Annotated in this window: 19 protein-coding genes; 12 read left to right on the top strand and 7 right to left on the bottom strand. The window is 38.8% G+C overall.

Annotation, left to right across the window (positions count from 1 at the left end; genetic code table 11):
• Positions 1–74 precede the first annotated feature (74 nt).
• The gene (locus tag ACS125_RS17650) at positions 75–863 is read right to left on the bottom strand and encodes an rRNA large subunit pseudouridine synthase E (protein ID WP_238611835.1); all 789 of its coding nucleotides are present in this window, start codon (positions 861–863) and stop codon (positions 75–77) included.
• Between the two features lie 196 nt (positions 864–1,059).
• Between ACS125_RS17650 and icd the strand changes: the two genes are divergently transcribed.
• Positions 1,060–2,316 (top strand): NADP-dependent isocitrate dehydrogenase, encoded by a 1,257-nt coding sequence (gene icd / locus ACS125_RS17645; protein WP_443273633.1) that lies wholly within the window; start codon positions 1,060–1,062, stop codon positions 2,314–2,316.
• A 35-nt stretch (positions 2,317–2,351) separates the two neighbouring features.
• On the opposite strand, the gene ACS125_RS17640 is transcribed toward icd, so the two are convergent.
• Together ACS125_RS17640 and ACS125_RS17635 are read right to left on the bottom strand one after the other, a co-directional pair.
• A complete protein-coding gene (locus tag ACS125_RS17640) occupies positions 2,352–2,477 on the bottom strand; it encodes a hypothetical protein (RefSeq protein WP_238611833.1) in 126 nt (41 codons plus the stop codon).
• Positions 2,474–3,652 carry a YbfB/YjiJ family MFS transporter gene (locus ACS125_RS17635; protein ID WP_443273631.1) on the bottom strand — a complete coding sequence of 393 codons (1,179 nt, stop codon included), beginning with the start codon at positions 3,650–3,652 and terminating at the stop codon, positions 2,474–2,476. Before ACS125_RS17635 ends, ACS125_RS17640 begins: the two co-directional genes overlap by 4 nt.
• 96 nt (positions 3,653–3,748) lie before the next feature.
• Between ACS125_RS17635 and ACS125_RS17630 the strand changes: the two genes are divergently transcribed.
• From ACS125_RS17630 to ACS125_RS17615, 4 genes are all read left to right on the top strand, one after another.
• Positions 3,749–4,630, top strand: coding sequence for a LysR family transcriptional regulator (locus tag ACS125_RS17630; protein ID WP_443273629.1), 882 nt, complete (start codon positions 3,749–3,751; stop codon positions 4,628–4,630).
• 208 nt (positions 4,631–4,838) lie between these two features.
• A complete protein-coding gene (locus ACS125_RS17625; protein WP_443273627.1) occupies positions 4,839–6,233 on the top strand; it encodes an L-cystine transporter in 1,395 nt (464 codons plus the stop codon).
• Between the two features lie 149 nt (positions 6,234–6,382).
• On the top strand, positions 6,383–7,198 hold the full coding sequence (locus tag ACS125_RS17620) for a PhzF family phenazine biosynthesis protein (RefSeq protein WP_443273625.1): 816 nt from the start codon (positions 6,383–6,385) through the stop codon (positions 7,196–7,198).
• Between the two features lie 122 nt (positions 7,199–7,320).
• On the top strand, positions 7,321–10,083 hold the full coding sequence (locus ACS125_RS17615) for a M16 family metallopeptidase (RefSeq protein ID WP_174728463.1): 2,763 nt from the start codon (positions 7,321–7,323) through the stop codon (positions 10,081–10,083).
• Between the two features lie 61 nt (positions 10,084–10,144).
• Here ACS125_RS17615 and ACS125_RS17610 read toward each other — a convergent pair whose 3' ends face one another.
• A complete protein-coding gene (locus ACS125_RS17610; RefSeq protein WP_443273623.1) occupies positions 10,145–10,528 on the bottom strand; it encodes a DUF3144 domain-containing protein in 384 nt (127 codons plus the stop codon).
• A gap of 107 nt (positions 10,529–10,635) precedes the next feature.
• Here ACS125_RS17610 and ACS125_RS17605 point away from each other — a divergent pair, with 107 nt between their 5' ends.
• Positions 10,636–11,268, top strand: coding sequence for a hypothetical protein (locus tag ACS125_RS17605; protein ID WP_004790825.1), 633 nt, complete (start codon positions 10,636–10,638; stop codon positions 11,266–11,268).
• Between the two features lie 35 nt (positions 11,269–11,303).
• Here the strand turns inward: ACS125_RS17605 and ACS125_RS17600 are convergent, their stop codons facing one another.
• A complete protein-coding gene (locus ACS125_RS17600) occupies positions 11,304–12,767 on the bottom strand; it encodes a CYTH and CHAD domain-containing protein (protein WP_443273621.1) in 1,464 nt (487 codons plus the stop codon).
• A gap of 165 nt (positions 12,768–12,932) precedes the next feature.
• Here ACS125_RS17600 and ACS125_RS17595 point away from each other — a divergent pair, with 165 nt between their 5' ends.
• The 6 genes from ACS125_RS17595 to rapA all read left to right on the top strand — a co-directional run bounded on the left by ACS125_RS17595 (position 12,933) and on the right by rapA (position 19,903).
• Positions 12,933–13,316 carry a DUF962 domain-containing protein gene (locus ACS125_RS17595; RefSeq protein ID WP_111854442.1) on the top strand — a complete coding sequence of 128 codons (384 nt, stop codon included), beginning with the start codon at positions 12,933–12,935 and terminating at the stop codon, positions 13,314–13,316.
• A 115-nt stretch (positions 13,317–13,431) separates the two neighbouring features.
• Positions 13,432–14,043, top strand: coding sequence for a thiamine phosphate synthase (thiE, locus tag ACS125_RS17590; protein WP_443273617.1), 612 nt, complete (start codon positions 13,432–13,434; stop codon positions 14,041–14,043).
• A 42-nt stretch (positions 14,044–14,085) separates the two neighbouring features.
• The gene (gene hemL / locus ACS125_RS17585) at positions 14,086–15,384 is read left to right on the top strand and encodes a glutamate-1-semialdehyde 2,1-aminomutase (protein ID WP_443273614.1); all 1,299 of its coding nucleotides are present in this window, start codon (positions 14,086–14,088) and stop codon (positions 15,382–15,384) included.
• A gap of 61 nt (positions 15,385–15,445) precedes the next feature.
• Positions 15,446–16,150: an acyl carrier protein gene (locus ACS125_RS17580; protein WP_443273611.1), complete on the top strand. Its 705-nt coding sequence runs from the start codon at positions 15,446–15,448 to the stop codon at positions 16,148–16,150.
• 132 nt (positions 16,151–16,282) lie between these two features.
• The gene (locus ACS125_RS17575; protein WP_262456704.1) at positions 16,283–16,921 is read left to right on the top strand and encodes an RluA family pseudouridine synthase; all 639 of its coding nucleotides are present in this window, start codon (positions 16,283–16,285) and stop codon (positions 16,919–16,921) included.
• Between the two features lie 144 nt (positions 16,922–17,065).
• Positions 17,066–19,903 carry an RNA polymerase-associated protein RapA gene (rapA, locus tag ACS125_RS17570; RefSeq protein WP_013197132.1) on the top strand — a complete coding sequence of 946 codons (2,838 nt, stop codon included), beginning with the start codon at positions 17,066–17,068 and terminating at the stop codon, positions 19,901–19,903.
• 57 nt (positions 19,904–19,960) lie between these two features.
• Here rapA and ACS125_RS17565 read toward each other — a convergent pair whose 3' ends face one another.
• Positions 19,961–20,977 carry an AI-2E family transporter gene (locus ACS125_RS17565; RefSeq protein ID WP_443273608.1) on the bottom strand — a complete coding sequence of 339 codons (1,017 nt, stop codon included), beginning with the start codon at positions 20,975–20,977 and terminating at the stop codon, positions 19,961–19,963.
• 166 nt (positions 20,978–21,143) lie between these two features.
• Positions 21,144–21,839 carry an HTH-type transcriptional repressor FabR gene (gene fabR / locus ACS125_RS17560; RefSeq protein ID WP_312821042.1) on the bottom strand — a complete coding sequence of 232 codons (696 nt, stop codon included), beginning with the start codon at positions 21,837–21,839 and terminating at the stop codon, positions 21,144–21,146.
• Positions 21,840–21,982 lie beyond the last annotated feature (143 nt).

The raw sequence follows: 21,982 nt of genomic DNA, 5'->3' as shown, positions 1-21,982 counted from the left end.
ACCGGCTTTTTTATTTTCATAAAAATAAATGGCATTAAAAAAGCCCACCGAAGTGAGCTTTGAAAATTTAGATCTTAACGACTATTACGTCCGCGACCACGTGGTGCTTTGGTATTTGGACGAGTTGTACCATTAGTCTTACGACGTGGCTTTTCACTTTCATCCATTTGCCAAATACGTTTTGTACCCGACTTTTTTGCAGAACCATCTTTATTTTTACGAACCATCGGTTTGCCGCCAGTACCACCTGGTTTTTTCACATATGAACGTGAACGATAAGGCTCTTCCGCAGGAACATCTTTAAAGTCAGGATAAAGCAAAGGCTCAATTTCTTTCACATCCCCAGGTTTTAAACCGAGTTGAACTAAATCAATTGAACCAATTTTAGTACGAATTAAACGTAAAGTTGGAAAACCTACCGCAGAAGTCATACGACGAACTTGGCGGTTACGACCTTCGCAAATTGAAATTTCGATCCAAGATGTTGGAATATTTGCACGATAACGTACAGGTGGGTTACGTTCCCATAACCACTCAGGTTCACTTACTTTAACGGCAGTCGCTGGAAGAGTCATGCCATCATTAAGTTCTACACCTTTACGAAGCTGCTCAAGCGCTTCTTCAGTTACATCGCCATCAACTTGAACTAAATACGTTTTGTATTTTTTATTTGCAGGATTGGTAATGAACTGGTTAAGACCACCATGATCGGTTAAAAAGACTAAACCCTCAGAGTCCATATCAAGACGGCCTGCCAAGCGTAAAGTCGGGTCATCAACAAAGTCAGAGACGGTCATATGCGCTTCGTCTTTACGAAACTGGGAGAGAACGTCATAAGGCTTGTTGAGAATGACAATTTTCATAAAAAATGGCTTCTTCTTTCAAATAACTAGAGAAAACATTGAGCTATATTTAAGTGTGAAATTTGCTTATTTCCCACATAAATCTCAAAAAGAATTAAATTCGATTAAGCTATTATGCGTTAATAAAAGTTGAAAGTATTGTTTATCGATAATTATTTTTAGTTAATTAAGTATTATAAAAGGGAGAATTTACACAATGGGTTATCAGAAGATCGTGGTTCCTGCTGACGGCGACAAAATTAAAGTAAATGCAGACCTATCACTGAACGTACCAAATCATCCAATTATTCCTTTCATTGAAGGTGATGGTATTGGTGTGGATATTACGCCAACCATGAAAGCAGTCGTAGATGCTGCTATTTTAAAAGCTTACCGTGGCAAGCGCTCAATCGAATGGATGGAAGTGTATTGCGGCGAAAAAGCCAATAAAATTTATGGCAACTATATGCCGGAAGAAACTTTCGAAGCTCTTCGTGAATTTGTTGTATCAATCAAAGGTCCATTAACCACACCAGTGGGTGGAGGCATTCGTTCACTCAACGTTGCCTTACGCCAAGAATTGGATTTATATGTTTGCGTACGTCCAGTACGTTGGTTTGAAGGCGTTCCTTCACCTGTTCAGCACCCAGAATTAACAGATATGGTGATTTTCCGTGAGAACTCGGAAGATATCTATGCAGGTATTGAATGGAAAGCCGATTCTGAAGAAGCTAAAAAAGTGATTAAGTTTCTTCAAGAAGAAATGGGTGTCACAAAAATCCGTTTTCCTGAAGGCTGTGGTATTGGAATTAAACCTGTATCGAAAGAAGGTTCACAGCGTTTAGTCCGTAAAGCCATTCAGTTCGCAATCGAAAATGACAAGCCTTCTGTGACCCTTGTTCACAAGGGTAATATCATGAAATACACCGAAGGGGCATTTAAAGAGTGGGGCTATGAATTGGCTCTAGATCGTTTCGGTGGAGAACTAATTGATGGCGGTCCATGGGTTAAAATTAAAAATCCTAGAACTGGTAAAGACATCATCATTAAAGATGTGATTGCAGATGCTTTTTTACAACAGATCCTCATGCGTCCCGCTGACTACTCTGTTATTGCCACACTTAATTTAAATGGCGATTATATTTCTGATGCTTTGGCAGCAGAAGTAGGCGGCATTGGTATTGCACCTGGTGCAAATATTGGTGGGGCAATAGCAGTTTATGAAGCGACCCATGGCACTGCGCCTAAATATGCAGGTCAGGATAAAGTAAACCCAGGTTCTATTATTCTTTCTGCGGAAATGATGCTACGTGATATGGGATGGACAGAAGCTGCAGACCTGATTATTAAAGGAATTGCTGGAGCCATTGCAGCTAAAACCGTAACTTATGATTTTGAGCGCCTAATGCCGGGTGCAACCTTATTACGTTGTTCTGAATTTGGTGATGCGATTATCAAACACATGGGAGAGTAGTCTTCTATTAAAAAGCCCTCAGTTGAGGGCTTTCTTTATTGCATAAATTCGGGATGTTTCGGAGTTTTAATAAAACCAGTTTTCTTTTGATAACTCTGGTCTAGGGCTTGAATAACAAGAACGAAAGCAACTAGAAATAAAGGAAAGAACAGAGTTTTCACGATTTGGTTTCTCCGAGAGTTGAGGTGAAAGAAGGGCGTACAGGCAGTAAAAGGCAAACCGCAAAAAGAAGAACGATTCCACCCAAAAGAAAGAGATGGGCATAAGACCAATGCAAATGATGCAAAGTACTTATGACAACCCCACCTAAAAGCTGAGTGCTAGCAAACCCAATGGTGGCAAGGCTCCAAAGCTTTTGATAACGTTGCTCATAAATCTGTAGCAGACTATAAGAACTAATAAATACGGTTGCGGGAATGAGTAAGCCTGTCAGAAGCGAAGATAAGGCCAGTAAAGAAGTGGTCTGTGAAAGGAAAGGCAAAACAACGGCTAGGCAGTAAATGCCATATAACCATTTAATGGCCTGTATATATCCCACTATTCGGCTTAAGCAATAAGCGACAAATGCACCAATGCAGCTTCCCACTCCATAGAGAACCCAAAATACATTCCTTTGCTGTAAGGGAAAATGCAGAGTTCCAGATAAATAATCCATCCAAAACAAAGAATGTGGAATATAGGCAAAGGCACTACACATATAGGCAATAATAATGACCAGACCTAAATGTGATTTTTGTGAGGCTTGTAAAGTAGTAAATTGCGGTTTAATCATTTGGGCAGTATTGCTACTTAATAAGCGATAAAGAGTTAAGCTTCCTAAGAGAGAAATACCTGCAAAAATACCCCAAACATAATGCACGGGCATATTTTTAAGTAGGGGAATAATAATGGTGGCAGATAAAACCCCCACACCAATTCCGCTAAATCCTAAAAAGTTAACTTTTAATCTTTGCGTGGTGGGAATGTATTTCATTGCAAAGCTAGGTGCCAAAATCATAAGTAAGCCGCCAGCAATACCTGAAATTGTGCGCCAGAAAATGAACCACACCAGAGGCATATCTATGAATGAACAGCATAGTAGGCTAAGGCTACCAGCTATAGCCGAAAGTACGATGAGGGATGGGATGTACTTTTCTTTAATACTCAACAGCGCCAATAAGGCACCCATGAGATATCCCAATAAATTTGCACTGCCTAAGTAACTGGCAAAATCATGGGTCCAGTGGTACTGCTCGATCATGATGGGCATGAGGGCAGTATAGGAAAATCTAAAAACACCAATTCCCAAACAAGTTGCCAAAAAGACAATTAAGCTCATTCGATAAAATGTAGACATGAGAAGACGCTCAATTTTTTTATTATTAAAAGCGAGTTTATCAATCATTAAAAATGATTTAATATGATATTAATTATCTTGTTTTGAGATAGTGGTATGTTGCTTAAGTCTCTAGAGTTTTTTTTAGCGGTTGCAGAGAGTGGAAGTTTTTCATTGGCTGCACAAAAAATGTATACGGTTCAATCGAATATCACGAGCCATATAAAAAAACTTGAAGAAGAGTTAGGGGTTATTCTATTCAATCGTAATAATCCTGTGACTTTAACGAATGCCGGACAACAGCTACATAGTTATGCTGTTCAAATGATTGCATTGCACGATAAAGCTAAGAAAATCTTTCAAGAAGGTGATATTGACCCGAATGAAACCATTCGCTTGGGTAGCATGGAAACAACCGCAGCAATACGTTTGCCACAGTTGCTCAATCAATCTATGCAGCAATATCCGACTTTACCTATTGAGCTTCAAACTCATCCAACAGGTTATTTATTAAATGCTGTGCATAGGGGTGAATTAGATTGCGCCTTTGTTGCCTCTAAACATGCGATTCCAGAGCTATATAGTTTTCCTGTGTGGCATGAAGAGCTGGTTTTGGTTTGTCCTAAGCAACAACAGAGTTTTCCAGATAAGGCAACCCTTGCAAAGACCAGATTTATTGCATTTCGGCAAGGTTGTTCATATCGACATGCCATAGAGCTTTTCTTGAATGACTTTAGTATTCCGCCTTCGCAAATTATGGAAATGGGAAGCCTTGACGGAATCGTGAGTTGTGTAGAGTTGGGTGTTGGTTTTGCCCTATTACCGAAATCATATCTCACAAAAGTTGCGGATAAAGTTTTAGTCAATTGTTTTGGACTAAATACGGAATCTGCTTTTTTCACTACATATTTAGTTGCCCAGTTACCCGAAACATGGGGAACCAATTTAAAGCAGTTTATTTATTTTATTGAGCAACAATTTGAATTAAAGGTTGCTTAAGTAGAGGCTGATTTTTATACATAAATATCTCACTTAATTTATAAATTAAAAGTGATATATATGTATTTAAAAGTCATTTTATATTCTCACGCAAGTTTGTAATCATCTTGATGCTATAAAATTGTTGAAAAGGGTAGTTTATATAGGCCGGCTATGGTCAAATATGCCCCCTTGAAAGATGACACAAGCAATAATTTGGAGTTTGGGAATGAATATACCCTTAATCATCAATATTGTGGTTTTTGTCGGGTTAATATTTTTACTCGCCCAAACACGTAAAACAGACTGGAGCTTATCGAAAAAAGTTCTGGCTGGCTTAGTTCTAGGTGTAGTGTTTGGTTTAGGACTACATTTGATTTATGGCGGTGGCCATCCGATTCTTGCTGAATCTATTAGCTGGTTTAATATCGTTGGAAACGGCTATGTAAAACTTTTACAAATGGTCGTTATGCCTTTGGTATTTGTGTCTATTTTGGGAGCTGTTGCAAAATTACACCAAGCCTCATCTTTAGGCAAAATCAGTTTTTATACAATCGGTACTTTACTCTTTACAACACTGATTGCCGCACTGGTAGGAGTATTTGTTACAAACCTATTTGGCTTAACTGCAAAAGGTTTGGTGCAAGGTGCGGCTGAAACTGCGCGTTTAACTGCGATTAATACAGATTATGTAAGCAAAGTTACCGATTTAAGTGTACCGCAATTTATTCTTTCCTTCATTCCAACTAATCCATTTGCTGAATTAACTGGTGCAAACCCAACTTCAATTATTAGTGTGGTTATTTTTGCTGTCTTCTTAGGAATTGCGGCGCTCAACTTGATGAAAGATGACGTCGAGAAAGGCCAGCGTATTTTAACTGCAATTCAGACTTTGCAGTCTTGGGTAATGAAGCTGGTTCGTCTAGTGATGACACTTACACCGTATGGTGTTTTTGCACTTATGACAAAAGTTGTAGCAAGTTCGAATGTCGCAGATATCTTAAACCTTGGTGGTTTCTTGGTGGCATCTTATTTAGGTCTAGCTATCATGTTTGTCGTGCATGCCATTATTTTGACCCTGACAGGTGTTTCTCCAGTTAAATTCTTCAAAAAAGTTGCTCCTGTTCTGACTTTCGCATTTACCAGCCGTTCAAGTGCTGCCAGTATTCCACTGAGCATTGAGACGCAAACTCGCCGTTTAGGTATTCCTGAATCTATTGCGAGTTTCTCAGCTTCTTTTGGAGCAACGATTGGTCAAAATGGTTGTGCAGGTTTATACCCAGCAATGCTCGCGGTGATGGTTGCGCCAACCATGGGGATTAATACTCTAGACCCAATGTGGATTGCATCGTTGGTTGGTATTGTGACTTTAAGTTCAATTGGGGTTGCTGGAGTAGGTGGCGGTGCGACTTTCGCTGCGCTAATCGTGCTTCCTGCCATGGGTTTACCTGTGACTTTAGTTGCACTTCTTATTTCAATTGAACCGTTAATTGATATGGGACGTACTGCATTAAACGTAAATGGTTCAATGACTGCCGGCGTAGTTACGAGTCAATTGATGGGTCAGACTGATAAAGATATATTAAATAGTGAAGATGAAATTGAGTTAACTCAACATCATTAAGAATTAGTATTAAACGGCTCATTCACTTTAGATGAGCCGTTTTTTTATATGCTTAAATTGCCGCTGTGATGTTAATTTTTAAAAAACTGTATCTGTTTTTCTTTTAAATAATTTTCGAAAATGAGTCTATTACAAAAGAGAGTACTATCATGAAAATGTATCAAGTCGACGCTTTTACAAAAGAGCTATTTCGTGGAAATCCGGCTGCTGTGATTGTTGAAAAAGAATGGCTAGATGCAGATTTAATGCAGAAGATAGCACTTGAAAATAACTTGTCTGAAACTGCGTTTGTAAAAATCATAGACGCTGAAAATTATGAAATTCGTTGGTTTACGCCAACGGTTGAAGTTGATTTCTGTGGACATGCCACACTTGCTAGCGCTTTTGTAATCTTTAAAGATTTTACTGATAAAAAGACCATTAATTTTCATGTCCGAAACTTAGGTCTTTTTGTGGTTCACCAAGATGAAGACGGTAAAATCAGAATGGATTTTCCAATTCGTAAAGCTTACCAAGTTGAAGATTATCCAGCTATTTTACGTGAAGCTTTAACCAAACCTTTTAAAGCAGTTTATCAAAATGTTCAGGCCTACATTGTTGAGTATGAATCAGTACAAGATGTGTTAGATGAGCAGCCTGACATGAGTTTGCTCAAAGCTCTAGGTAAGAGAACTGCAATTACAACTGCAGGGATGGACGTTGTAATAACATCAAAGGCAGAGCAACAATATGATTGTGTATCGCGTTATTTTGCTCCTGTCGCGGGTATTGATGAAGACCCTGTTACAGGTTCAATTCATACCGCAATAGTGCCGCTATGGGCAGAAAAACTGGGCAAAAATAATATTACGGCTTATCAGGCTTCTAGCCGCGGTGGGATTTTATATTGCAATATCCTGTCTGAAGAGCGTATTGAAATTTCAGGCTACGGAAAACTTTATATGCAAGCTGAAATTTTTCTTTAAAATATAAGGCCGTTTAAATAAACGGCTTTTTTTTCAAAACTTTACTATTAATGTCAGCTTAAATTTCCTACTATAGTCCCACAACTATTGATTTTTTATTATTCAAATTAATTGGTATTTATATGTTTATGCAGTTTAAACAACTGACTCTCTCCCTATGTATTCTTGGTTTGAGCGCTGCGTCTTTTGCACAAACCACACTAGTAAAAAGCAAGCAAAATATTGAGGAATATAAATTAGATAATGGTTTTCGGGTTGTACTTGCGCCGAACGACAAAGAAAATAAAATCTTTATTAATACCATTTATTTAACTGGTTCATTAAATGACCCGCAAGGTAAAAGCGGTTTAGCTCATCTGCTTGAACACTTGGCTTTTAAAGGGACAAAAAATGTTAAAGGGGAAGAATTCCAGCGTCGTCTAGATCAATATACATTGATGACGAACGCCAGTACCGATTATTACTCGACCAAATATACCAATATTGTTCGTCCGGAAAAGACTGCGCTCAATGAAGTGTTATATCTTGAATCGGAACGTATGGATAAATTAGTTCTACAAGAAAAATTTGTTCCTTCTGAAATCGAAATCGTAAAACGCGAACGTGAAGTCCGTATGGATCAGCCTTTTGCTGTCCTGATGGATCAAATGTGGAAGTCAGCTTATGGTAACCAATATTTAGGTCGTTTACCGATTGGTGATTTACCTGAACTTAAATCTATTAAAATGCCTGAATTGAATCAGTTCTATCGTAGCTGGTATGCGCCTAATAATGCAGTCATGGTGATTTCAGGTAAGTTCGATAAGACAGATGTCTTAAAAACTATTGATCAATACTTTAGCCCAATCGCGGCGCGTGATGTTCCTAAGCCTGTACAGATTCCTGTGCTCGACTCTACAAAAATAAAAAATCGTCAGTTTGTGGTGAAAAAGGGGAGCGATCTCGCTAAATTCCATATTTATATGAATGGTAAAAATACCAAAATTCAGCCGACACTCGCTTTAGCGCCTTTGTTATATACCATGCAGCCAAGTGGTCACCTATACCAGAACATGGTTGAAACGGGCATTACCACAAATGTTGATGCAAGTACGTGGTTAGACCAAGATTTTAATGTGGTGTTTCTGGGTGCCATTTATGCACCAAGTAATGACCCTAAAAAAGTTGAAAGCTCTCTGCTCGCTGGTATTGAGAAAGGAAAGCCTTTTACTGAAGTTGAATTAAATCGTGTTAAGAGTTTAATGAAAACCCAAGGCGATTTAATTACTAAAGATGCAGTAGCACTTGGGTCACGTTTAAGTGATTACACGGTCGCTGGTGGGCAATGGGATCAATATTTTAAAGATTTAGATTCAGTAGAAAACGTTAAGTTAGACCAAGTGAATCAAACTTTAAAACAGTTCCTTGTGGCTGAGCATCGTATTGACGGTGATATTTTGCCAACACCTGAAGATCAGAAAAAAGCTCAACAACAAAATGCAAAAGAGGCACCTAAAACTCTAGATCAGGTAGAAGCAAAGGCAGAGCCTTTAAAAGATCCAAAGGTGTATCAACAAGAAGTCGCGGAGTTTTTAAAAACTTCTAAGCAATATGTTGAAAGCAATGAGAAAAAGATTATCCGTGGAAAACTAAAAAATGGAATGAAGTACGCTTTATTCCCAGTTGAAACACGTGATGATCGTACTTATGCGACGATTACAATGGACTTCGGAACAGAAAAATCTTTATTTAATAAAGGGACGGTAGTTGATTTAACCTCATACTTACTGCTTCGTGGTTCTGATAAATACAGTTTGCAAGATATTGCCGATAAATCGATTGATGCGGGTGGCGCGGCTTATGCAAGTGCTGACGGCAATGGCATGACCATTAATATTCAGTCTAAATCAGAAAAATTTGATGAGTTTTTCGAGTTTGTTCTGGATGTGATGAAAAATCCAAAATTTGAGCAATCTCAATTTGATTTAATTAAATCACAAAGTTTATCGAGCCTTGATCGCCCTTATACCGAACCAGATGTAGTAGCTGGCTTAACACTTTCACGTTTGCTTGAAGAATATCAACCGGGTGATTTGCGTTATCACTTTGAACCTGAACTGGCAAAACAGCAATTGAAAAATGCAACTCAAGAGCAAGTAAAAGAGTTGTACGAGCGTTTCTTTGCAATGAACCATGCTCAAATTGCCATTACGGGTAAATTTGATGCGAAAAAAATGCAGAAATTACTTAATCAGGAATTTGGTCGTTGGAATGGTAAACAGCCTTATCAAAAAATCTTGATTAATCATGTTGATTTTCCAGCTCAGCAAGTTCATGTTTTGTCTGAGCAGCGCGAATTTGGTAGCTATCAGAGTGTGCTTTCAATTCCAGTTGGGAAAAACCATCCAGATGCATCTGCATTAATTTTACTTAACTATATTTTAGGCGAATCTCAAATTTCATCACGTTTGGCTCAAGAGCTTCGTGAGAAAAATGCGCTAGTCTATGGTTTTGGAAGTGGGCTGCAACTTGACCGTGATACGAATGTTGGCGCCTTAAGCATTAGTGCAAATTATACTTCGGGGCGCTCAGCGCAAGTGTCTGCATCAATACATAAAGTGTTGAATGACTTGTTGAAAAATGGCGTGACTGAGCAAGAGCTTGCAGCCGCTAAAGCAGATATCATGAAGAAACGAGTTACGGCATTAGAAGATGAACGTAATATTCATGGAATGTTAAATCTACAGCTTGAAACAGACAAAACATTGCAAGACCGAATTCGACATGATCAGAACTTGACTAAACTGACTGTTGCAGACGTAAATGCAGTAATTAAAAAGTATATTAAACCTGAACATTTAGTCGAAGTGATGGCTGATCAATATGGTCAGGCAGCAAAAAAATAAAGTCTTATCGCAAATAAAAAGCCACTCAATTGTGGCTTTTTATTGGGATGTTTAAATCATCTTAATGATCATGTTTATGCGCATGAAAATCTTCATTTTTACGGAAACGTAAATAATTTTCAAACTGTTCACAGTACTCATCAAAGTTATCTTCAAGCATCATTTGAAATTGTTGCACAAGGTAAGCCATCACTTGATCTTTAGCAGCGCGCATTTCTTCGCCATCTTTAAAATTATTTGCTGCTACCCACGTGTTAAAACGAGCACTAGCAAACAACATAGCTGCACTTACTTGACCACGCAGTTCGGCTGGATCTGGCTTTTCACCTTTTGGCGGGCGACAAAAATCATTGGCTTGTTTAATGAATTCATCCGCACGCTCAAAGAAAACCGCATTTAACGCTTCTTCTTCAGTAATATCTGTTGCATTAATCTTTTGAGACATGACTTATTCCCGCAAAAATAGAGCTGCTTATTATAGGCAAACGCTTGCGGAAACAAAACCTTTGACTTAGTCTGTAAATAGCCTAAGTGTTGGTTGGAGAGTTTAATATGCAAGATGCGATTGCTATTCAAAGTTTAAAAACAGATATTGCTTTATTACGCCAGCATGTTTTTCCACCTCAATATTTAGAGCATGTTGAAGGACTGCCGATTTATTATGGCTTGCAAGAAGAAGTCGAAAATTATTATCGCCAATGGCAAGGTCTAATTGAAAGGGCACAAGAACTTTTTCAGCCATTTATGGAAGATGAATTACCAGATGCCATTCATTTGCCAAGTCATTTAAATTTACCGCTCTTCTTTTTTCATGTAGATCGAATTCGGATTAATAAAACACGCGCAAAAGAATCGAAAACTTTCCGTGGTGTTGCAAGTCTTATTGAAAAATGCGGGCAGTTCGAAACTGATCAGATTTTTACGATGCAAGAATGGTTGCAGAGCGACGATACCGCGGCTCTAGTTGCTCACCGTGAATTCATTGATTTAAGAACCTATGTATTTCAGCACGGGCAAAGTGAATATACCCGTTCACGTTTTTATACTAATGGTATTGTGTTAGGAGTTGAACCACATTTTAAATTGGTCGATGCCCGTGATAAACCAAGAAAGCAGCGCAGTGATAGCTATAACGATCCATTAGCAGATAACGGTGTATGGAAAGTATTTGGTAAATACAGATAAAAAGTCGCTGCATGTTTACAGCGACTTTTTATAAATTACCAGAAAGTTTCAGTCTGACTAAACGTTTGTAAAGCTTTTGCTGAACGCTTTTGTAGCTGCGGCTGTTTGGCTTTTACCCAACCTAGAGCAAACCAGAAAGATGAGTCATTTTCGACAGCTTTATTGAAAATCCCTTCCGCAATAAATAAGTCGTTATAGTGACCTAAGGTATTTTGTACAGGTTGTAGCTGTTTTAAATATTGCTGTACTTTTTTGTTTGAATAAAGACTTGAAATAAATTCAACACAGTAACGTAACTGCTTAGCTTGCTTTCTTATTTTGTGCTGTTCAACAACTTCAAGCTCAGAGAAATGGTCAGCATGGCTAATCACTTTATGATGTAACTTATCTAAACTCTTTTTAATATGTTTTTTTAACCCACCAGTTTTGCTCTCTGAATCTTCTTCTGAATAAGCAAATGCTAATAAATCAAGTAATAGCTTAATCGTGTCCGCAGAGGTAAAGATTGTTGAGAGTTCTTTTGAGGGTTGGACTGAAACAGGTAGTAAAAGCTCAGGCGAACCATGTTGTTGAATGACAGGTAACACCTCGGTACGAATAGCATCTTCATCACGAGTGTCTCCGAGCTTACGGAAAAGCTCAGCAATTTGTTCTTCCCAAAGTGGATTTAGCTCGCCTGACCAACCAGCGAAATGCTTAAGCGCACTACGTAAACGACGTAAGCTTACACGTGCCTGATGAATATGCTCAGCTTCAGCAACGCCATCGGCAATGACAGCCATATTTGGCAAGAACTGTTCCAAACAGTTTTCGACAATCTTTTTTAAAGCTTGTTCAGCAGTAATATCTTTATTTAGTTTCAGAGCTTTGGCATGAACAGCAGGTGAGGCAGCTTGCCCTAGTGCTAATAGGTTGCCACGCTCAGCTTTACTTCTTACATCAAGCCAAAGGGCGTAACGATTAATCCATTGCTGTGCAAATTGAATTAGTGTTTTTACTGCGCCTTGCTTAAGTTCAAATTCGACTTCACAAATTATACTTTGTGTATCTGCTGTTTTTACGGCCCCATCATCTAAGCAAACTTCAATAGCCGTATTATCTGCTTCAAACACATGATAAGTGCGCTGTACATCCGTCTCAAACTGCAAACTTAGTTTTTCAGCTTGCGTTCCTAAAACCGCGTTAATTAAATCAGTTACGACTTTATTATCTTGATATAACTCAAGGTTTAAGTCAGGTTCTTGGTCACACACACCTAAATGAATTTCTTCTTCAACACGGTGTAGGTGGCTTTGACCTGCGGCTTTAAATGTTTGTACCCATTGATCATCTTCTTTACGTAAACGAAGGGCCATGCCATTTTTTGCGAGTAATCGATCAGGGGTATCGTAATACTTGGCCTGTAAGTGAATATTCTTTGCTTTGTGTTTTTTTAGGTATTGCTGGACAGTTTTTTTCTTCGACTCAGGTAACTGAAACTTTAGTTCGACTTCGACCATAATATATCTCCCTGAATCAGGTATTTAAACTATCTTGAATAAGTATAATCGCTTAGCGCTAAAAATAATGGTTTTGATAGAGAAAGTTACAATCAAACATATGTCGGTAGGCTTTTATTTAGGTGTACAATCAGGTGACGTTTTGATCAAATAAAAATCAGGAAGATGATCGTGAATGCACCAGTAAACTTTAGCCATGAAGCTCAGCCAGAGTTTGAATTGCCGATTAAAAACTATCAGGAATTTTATCGTTTTTATTTAACTGAACACCGTAACATCATGAGCAGACGTTTACATGTGGTGGGCAGCAGTATTGGCATATACTTTTTTTCAAAAGCAATTCGTAAGAAACAGGCCAAATATGTGCTTTATGGTTTGGTAGCGGGTTACGCAAATGCATGGGTTGGACATTTTGTGTTTGAAAAAAATAAGCCAGCCAGTTTTAAACAACCTTTCTACAGCTTTATTTCTGATTGGCGAATGTTGTCTGATGTTGCACGTGGTCGTTTGAGTTTGACTGATCGCAAGCATGACAAAATACCAAGTTAATTTTACTTTCTATTCTAAATATACCGATTGGTACTGGTAAGCCTATATCAATCGGTACTTATGATGTCCTATAAATCCGTTATACTAGCGAAGTTTTTTAAAGCGAGAGTAGAGTATGCGCGGTTTATATCTCATTACCAACGATGACCCAATCCAACTATTATTAGAAAAATTAGATGCCGCGCTCGCAACTCGTCAGGTCGCAATTTTACAGTATCGTCGTAAAAAAGTAGACAAAGCAGATCAACCTGCTGAAGTTGAACACATCAAACTATTGTGTGAAAAATATCAAGTTCCTTTTGTGATTAATGATGACCTAAAACTGGCCACTCAGTTTGGATTAGGTGTGCATTTAGGGCAAAGTGATGGCGAAATTACTGATGCAAAATCGCAATTACCAGAAGGTGTCATTATTGGTCGTACTTGCCTAAATTCTTTAGAGCTTGCACAAAAAGCAATTGCAGATGGCGCGACTTATATTGCATTTGGTGCAGTCTACGCGACCTCTACAAAACCTGAAGCAGGTAATGTGGGTATCGAAGTGATTAAGCAAGCAGCAGCTCAATATGATTTACCCATTTGTGCGATTGGTGGTTTAACTGTTGAAAACTCAAAACCTGTGATTGAGGCTGGGGCTGACCTCTGTGCAGTCATTAGTGATATATTAGGCCGATCAACTGCTGAAATTCCTGCCCGTGTACAGGCCTGGGCACAATTATTTTCTTAAGCTTTCAAAATTATTTTTTAGATATTTAAGACGAGCATTTCCATGAGTTTATCTCCAAAGCAAGAACAGTTATTTAAACAAGCCAGCAAACACATTCCAGGTGGTGTGAACTCTCCGGTACGTGCCTTTAATGGCGTTGGAGGAACACCTGTTTTCATCGAGAAAGCAAAAGGTGCTTATTTATGGGACGTAGATGGTAAGCGTTATGTTGACTATGTTGGTTCTTGGGGACCGATGATTTTAGGTCATGCTCATCCAGAAATTATTAAAGCAGTACAAACAGCCGCAGAAGATGGTTTAAGTTTTGGTGCACCAACTGTACATGAAACAACGTTGGCAGATATTATCTGTGAAATCATGCCATCAATTGAATTGGTGCGTATGACTAACTCTGGTACAGAAGCGACCATGACGGCTATTCGTTTAGCGCGTGGTTACACTGGCCGTGACAAAATTGTGAAGTTTGAAGGTTGCTACCACGGTCACTCTGACTCACTTTTAGTAAAAGCAGGTTCGGGCTTACTTACTTTAGGTGAGGGTGAGCCGACTTCAAAGGGTGTTCCTGTTGATTTTGCTAAACACACTTTAACGTTACCTTACAACGATATTGCTGCATTAAAAGAATGTTTTGCTAAATTTGGTCATGAAATTGCTGGCGTTATTATTGAGCCTGTCGCGGGTAACATGAATATGGTGAAACCAATCAACGGTTTCTTACAAGCCATTCGTGATGTGTGTGATGAATATAAATCTGTATTCATTATTGATGAAGTGATGACAGGTTTCCGCGTTGCTTTAGGTGGTGCTCAATCGGTTTATAACGTTAAACCTGATTTAACAACTTTAGGTAAAATTATTGGTGCGGGCTTACCTGTTGGTGCATTTGGTGGTAAGCGTGAAATCATGGAATGTATCGCGCCTTTAGGTGGCGTATACCAAGCAGGTACATTGTCTGGAAACCCACTTGCTATGCGTGCGGGTATCGAAATGTTTAAACATTTGCGTCAACCAGACTTTTACAGCAATTTATCTGCTCAACTTGAAAAATTACTTGCAGGTTTACAAGCCGCAGCTAATGAAGCAGGTATTCCATTTAAAACTCAGCAAGCTGGTGCAATGTTCGGTCTTTACTTTACCGACCAAGAAGATATTACAAGTTTTGACTCAATGTTGGCGTGTGATATTGAAGCTTTCAAAAAATTCTTCCATGGCATGTTAAAGCGTGGGGTAAACTTAGCGCCTTCAGCATTTGAAGCAGGCTTTATTTCATCTGCTCACTCTGATGAAGATATCGAATATACGATTCAGGCTGCCAAAGAAACTTTCGCTGAAATGAAGTAAGCAAAAAAGCCCGTTTAAAACGGGCTTTTTAATTTGAGCTATTTTTTACTTGTTGAGAACAATGTTTTATCCTTTACCTCGAAAAATCCAATTAGCAGCAAATACTTCAAATTGGTCAATTGAGTCTACGCAAAGTATTTTGCTCGTGGTTGGGCTAAATGAACTTGAAAAATCACCTGACTGGGCGAACCAGCCATTAGCCGATCATTTAGAATTACTAAGTAAAAGAGCACAGGCACTCGAAATTCCAGTTATTTTTATTGATGCATCTCAGCTTCAACAAACCATGTTGCAGTTGGGGCAGCGAATGTCATCAAATGCTAAAGCCCAAGTTGTGATGGCAGGTGATTTGTCACCTCTGTTTAAACAAGTCATGCAGCTTGTTTTATCTATTACCGATTATGTAGCTATTGTAAATGATGCGATCTTGGCAGCTAATTTAGAGCAGCACATTCAATGGGTTGAAAAGATCAGTTTTGACCATATAAAACACTTAAATACACAGACCTTAATGCGCCTATGGTCGTTAAGTGCGCCGTCTGAATATATTTTGTCGGATAAAGGAATCTTATTGGCAATTGCTGAACAGGTGGGGCGACACCCCATGGAGATTCATCCTGAAATTGATTTACGAAACTACGGTTTAGATCAGTCTGCTGTGAATTATCTGGTCGAAGTGTGGCGTGCGAATGGTGCGAGCTTGAGCGCTGAAGAGGTAATGCAAGCACCGACATTGCAGCATATTATGCAGTTATTGAAGCCTTGACTAACTATAGACTTCAAGTGATCCATAATATTTGCAAATTATGCTGTTAATTTACCCGAACGGCATTGTAATTCGGACGTAAGCTTTTTATTATTGCCCGCTTGTTTTTCATCTTGCCTTGGGAATACAACTTTGAGTGATTTTCTAAGTGAACATCTGATCTATCGTGATGATGATTTTATGGTGATTCATAAACCTTCGGACATCTTGAGTGTTCCTGGTAAAGGTGATTTACATGATAGCGTTTTGACAAGGTTGGTTGCGATTGAACCTAGAACCTTGCTCATTCATCGTCTAGACCGAGATACTTCAGGTATTTTAGTATTTGGTTTATCAAAGCGCGGTCAAAGTGCAATTGCACGTCAATTTCAGGATCGTCAGACTTCAAAAATATATGAAGCGCTTGTCGCAGGTCATTTAGAGGGTGAGGGGACTGTAGATATTCCTGTCATCTATGATCCAAGCCGACCACCTTTACATATTGTCGACGCTTCTCACAACAAACCTGCTTTAACACATTGGCAGGCAATAGAACATTTTCAGATTCAGGGACAGCCTGTAACTCGTGTGAAATTAACACCAATTACGGGCCGATCCCATCAACTCCGTGTACACATGCAATATCTTGGGCATCCAATTGTAGGTGACACGCTGTATGCAACACCGGAGCAGCAACTTGTTCCGCGTTTATGTTTGCATGCCAAACAGTTAAGTTTTAATCATCCTGTCACAGCAGAAACATTAACTTTTGACTGTCCTGTACCGTTTTAATGTAAAAATTTTAATGCGTGATTTTTTGTAGCAAAGTCATTTAATTGGTTTTTGCTTCAAAATTTTGCTTTAAAGACTACATAAAAAGATGCAAAAATAAGCTAATTTGCATCGTACAATATGTAGTGCGAACTTGAGAGAAAGGTGGAAAAATTGCAGCAGTATGCTATTGGTCAACGTTGGCTATCAGACACAGAAACTGAACTCGGTTTAGGTGTGCTTATTGATGTAGATGAAAGATCTGTCAGCATTTTATTCCCCAAAAGTGATGAGACACGTGTCTATGCACGTAACAATGCTCCACTATCTCGTATCATCTTTAACACCAATGATGAAGTTCAAGATCAAGAAGGCAAGAAGTGGATTGTTGAGTCTGTTGAAGATCGACATGGTGTTTTGCGTTACAACGTTGTCCGTACCTTAGAAAATGGCGAACAAGATCGTAAAGCGCTGAATGAAACACGAATCGGTGCGCAAATTCAGTTGTCGAAGCCTTTAGATCGTTTGCTCGCAAGTCAGGTCGACTATAAAGAGTGGTATGACCTGCGTATTGAAGCGATGCTTATGCAAGCACAAATGCAGAATAGCCCTCTACGTGGGATGGTTGGGGCGCGTGTTGGTTTAATTCCACATCAGCTTTATATCGCACATGAAGTTGGTAAACGTTTTGCACCTCGTGTTTTACTTGCCGATGAAGTGGGCTTGGGTAAAACAATTGAAGCTGGTTTAATTATCCACCAACAGCTTAAAACCGGTCGCTCAGAACGAATTCTTATTTTAGTCCCTGATTCTTTACAGTATCAGTGGATGATTGAAATGCGCCGTCGTTTTAACTTGCAATTCTCTCTGTTTGATTTAACACGTACCGCATCTATTAAAGAACATGATCCAGAACTTAACCCGTTCTTGACTGAGCAATGCATTATTGCCAGCGTTGACTTAATGGTTGACCATGATGATTTACGTGAGCAAGCCATAGAAGCTGGCTTCGATTTGCTCGTGGTCGATGAAGCACATCATTTGATGTGGAGCGAAGAAGAAGGCGGTAATGATCGCTACGATTTAATTGAAGAGCTCGCTGAAAATACCGCTGGGGTGTTATTGCTTACCGCAACACCTGAACAGCTTGGTGTAGAAAGTCATTTCGCACGTTTACGTTTACTTGATCCACAGCGTTTTAGCAGTTTAGAGCGCTTCTTAGATGAAGAAACTCAATACCAGCAGACTGCAAAAATTGCTGAAGTACTCATGTCTGATCAGCCTTTAGCTCCAGAGCATTTATCTGCTTTAGAGGGCTTATTAGGTCACAGTATTGAAGACCAGCCAGACCAACGCTTTAGAGCGATTCACGAATTATTAGACCGTCACGGTACGGGTCGTATTTTATTCCGTAATACGCGTGAAGCAATTCAAGGCTTCCCAGGACGTGATTGTCAGCCAGCACCATTACCAGCACCAGAAGATTGGTCAAAAGATGGGAAACTGCGTGAGCAAATGTGGCCAGAAGAAGCACAACTTGATGGTTCATGGATGCAAAATGACCCACGTGTGCTATGGGTAATGGAAATTCTGCGCAAAGATCTCAAGCATAAAAAAGTGCTTTTAATTGCGCGTAGTGGACCAGTTGTTGAAGCTCTAGAAAATGTATTGCGTTTGCATGCAGGCATTCGTACTGCAATGTTCCATGAAGGCATGAGCTTACTTGAACGTGACCAAGCGGCTGCCTATTTTGCTGAAGAAAGCTATGGTGCACAGATTCTCCTGTGTTCTGAAATTGGTTCGGAAGGCCGTAATTTCCAATTTGCCAGTGATCTAATTTTATTTGATCTGCCAGCGAACCCAGATGTTTTAGAGCAACGTATTGGACGTCTAGACCGTATTGGTCAAGAAAACCGTATTCAGATTCATGTGCCATATCTTGTAGGAACAGCTCAAGAGCGTATGTTCCGTTGGTACAATGAAGCACTTAATATTTTCAGTAATATTTCTCCGACAGCGCAAACGCTGCAAGAAAACTTTATTGTTGAATTAAAAGATTGTTTACTTGCAGACCAAGGTCAAACTTTTGAAGATTTGCTCGAAGAAGTGAATGTTCAACGTCAAGCTTTGGAAGCTGAACTTCAAGCGGGCCGAGATCGTTTACTTGAATATAATTCTTGTCGTCCTATCGTGGCGCAAGAGATTGTTCAGGCTTTAGAAGATTATGATGACAACACAACGCTACCAATGTTTGTGAAGCGTTTCATGTCTTCAACCAATATCGACTTTGATGAGCAAAGTAACGGTACTGTAATTATTCGTCCGACAGACCAAATGCAAGTGCAAGGTTTGGCACTAGACGAAGAAGGCATGACCGCTACTTTCTATCGTGATCAGGCTCAGCTTCGTGAAGATGCTCAATATTTAACTTTAGAGCACCCATTCATTGAAAGTGTAATGGAAATGATCCGTACACAATCATTTGGTAGTACCAATGTTGCTGTACTCAAGTCTAATGCGTTAAAGCAAGGTTCAGTATTAATTGAAGTGTGGTTTAAAGTCGATGTAGTTGCGCCTAAGGCGTTGAACTTACCATCGAGCTTGCCTAAGCAGTTAATTCGTGTGCTATTAAGCGAAACTGGTCAAGATTTGTCTGAAAAAATTGATCCAGCAATTTTGAAACCATATTTACATCACTTAGATGGCAATAGCTGTCGTCAGGTGGTTAAAGCTCGCCGTGATATTATTGAGCAACGTTATAAACAAGCGTTGGATATCGCGAAAGTTGATTTGCCACAACTTCAGCAGCAAGCAAAAGAACACTATGGCAATAAATGGCAATATGAAATTGACCGTTTAACCTATCTAAAACAGTTCAATCCAAGTATTCGTCAAGATGAAATTGAACGTTTACAAAAGCTGCAAAAAGAAGGCTTGAGCTTGCTTGATGGTTTAACTGTTACACCAGAAGCAATTCAAGTATTAGTTGTGGTTAAGCCATAATAAACTTCAAATAAAAAAAGCGCCTAGAGGGCGCTTTTTTTATACATCGATTTTGAATTAAATGAGGCCAGCATCTTTGAGTTCTAATTTTAAATATGCATAGAAAATTGGAGCTGCGATTAGACCACCTAAGCCAAAAATTGACTCAAATACCAGCATTGCTAATAAAATCTCCCATGCATTTGCATTGATTTTATGCCCAATAATTTTAGCATTAATAAAATATTCAAGTTTATGAACCAGAACGAGATAAAGTAATGCTGCACCTGCGAGTCCAAGTGAAACAGTAAGAGCAGCAATGAACGTCAATGTATTGGAAATAAGATTACCTAAAATTGGAATCAGTCCAAACATGAAGGTCAAAATAGTAAGCGTTTTGGCAAAAGGAAGGTGCACTCCCCAAAGCGGTAATAAAACAAATGCAAATAAAATAAAGAGTAGCGTATTAATTGCTGAAATTTTTATTTGTGCAAAAACAACATTTTTAAATGAAATTGATAGTTTCTGAATACGTTGGATCAGAAGAGATTTAAAAACAGGTTGGGGAGTGCGGCGATGAAAACCATGTATAGCCACCAAAATACCGATAATGAGACCCATAACCATCGTCACGAAATTATGTAAGATATCTGAACTGGTATTTTTCAATATGGTCACGTTATCTTTCATAAACGCGAAAATTTCATCTTTTAATTCTGTCACGCTATCTGGAATATAACCCGGAAGATATTTGCTAATTTCAGCTTGTAAGTGCAGTAGTGTCTGATCGACTTTACTGTTGATATTATGGATGCCTACACCTTTTAAATCATGAACTACAAAGCTAATTAAACTTGTAAAGAAAAAGGCAATGAGTGAGATCGTAATAATACTTAATAAAATACTAATGAAAATACGGGCTCTTTGACCATCAATGTAACGTTCAACAACCGAACTCAAGCTAATAATAATTTCATAAATAAGGAAGCCTGCAAAAAAACTGGCTAATAGATGTAATGGGATAACCGAAAGCAAAAAGATGCCCATAAGAATGTAGCTTGCAATCAGACTTTGATGATTATTCAAATTTTGCATGTTGATCCCTGAGATCGTTGGGAATATAGGAGAAAGAGCAAATGGAATAATTATTTATACTCTCGCAAGCTATTCGCTTCAATCGGTGAATTATATTTTTATTGGAAAATAGAGGAGTTAGATGTAAAAATGGCCTGTTAATCAACAAGCCATCTATTAGATAATTTTAACGAATCTTGGCTTCATCCAAATGACGAGCACCTTCTAAAATCATTCGAATCATAATCATGGTTTGCTCAGCCACTTCTGCACGCTGATGAATTGGAAGATCAATCACTTTGGCACCCATGTGAAACACAAGTTGAGTAATTGCTTTTGCAACGAGTTCAGGGTGGTACAGATGATTGTTATTTAAACGCTCCAGACGAATTAAATCTTCCTGCAGTTCTTGCTGAAAGAAGTTTAATTGACGATCAACAGCAGCTTTATAAGAAGTAGAGCCTGTAAAGCCTTCGCGTAGTAATAGACTTAAATTACCTTCATCTGCATCGAGCTGTTGAAGAAAAATATCGACAGAACTGCGAATAATACTTTCTTGTAAAGAGGCGCGTAGGCGAGCCTGCCGGATAATTTTACGTAAGACGATACCTGCACGGTCAATTAAAGAAATTGCTAACTCATCAATATCTTTAAAGTGTCGATAGAAACTATTTGGCGCAATGCCAGCTTCTCGTGCTACTTCACGTAAACTTAATGAAGCAATACTCTTTTGTGGGCCAATCAGATTGAGAGCAGCCTGAAAAAGTTCTTCTTTAGTAATTGTCGCTTTTCTTCCCACAGAACGCGTAGCTGTTTTAATTTCAATGACATCTTGTTGTTGAGGTGTGTCATTCAGGTTCTGAGAAAGTGAAGATTGGGTCATGCTGTTCAATATATTTGTAAACTCTCAGGATTATAGCCTTAGAAGCTGAACTTGTGAAATTGTAATTAAAAGTACGGGTGTATATACAAATATATATACATGTGTATAATAATTAAAAAAGAGCGACAGAGCGTCCATCTATT

It is taken from the genome of Acinetobacter sp. PFS20, assembly GCF_052261015.1.
Taxonomy (GTDB): domain Bacteria; phylum Pseudomonadota; class Gammaproteobacteria; order Pseudomonadales; family Moraxellaceae; genus Acinetobacter.
This window is presented reverse-complemented; position numbering and strand designations above follow the sequence as displayed.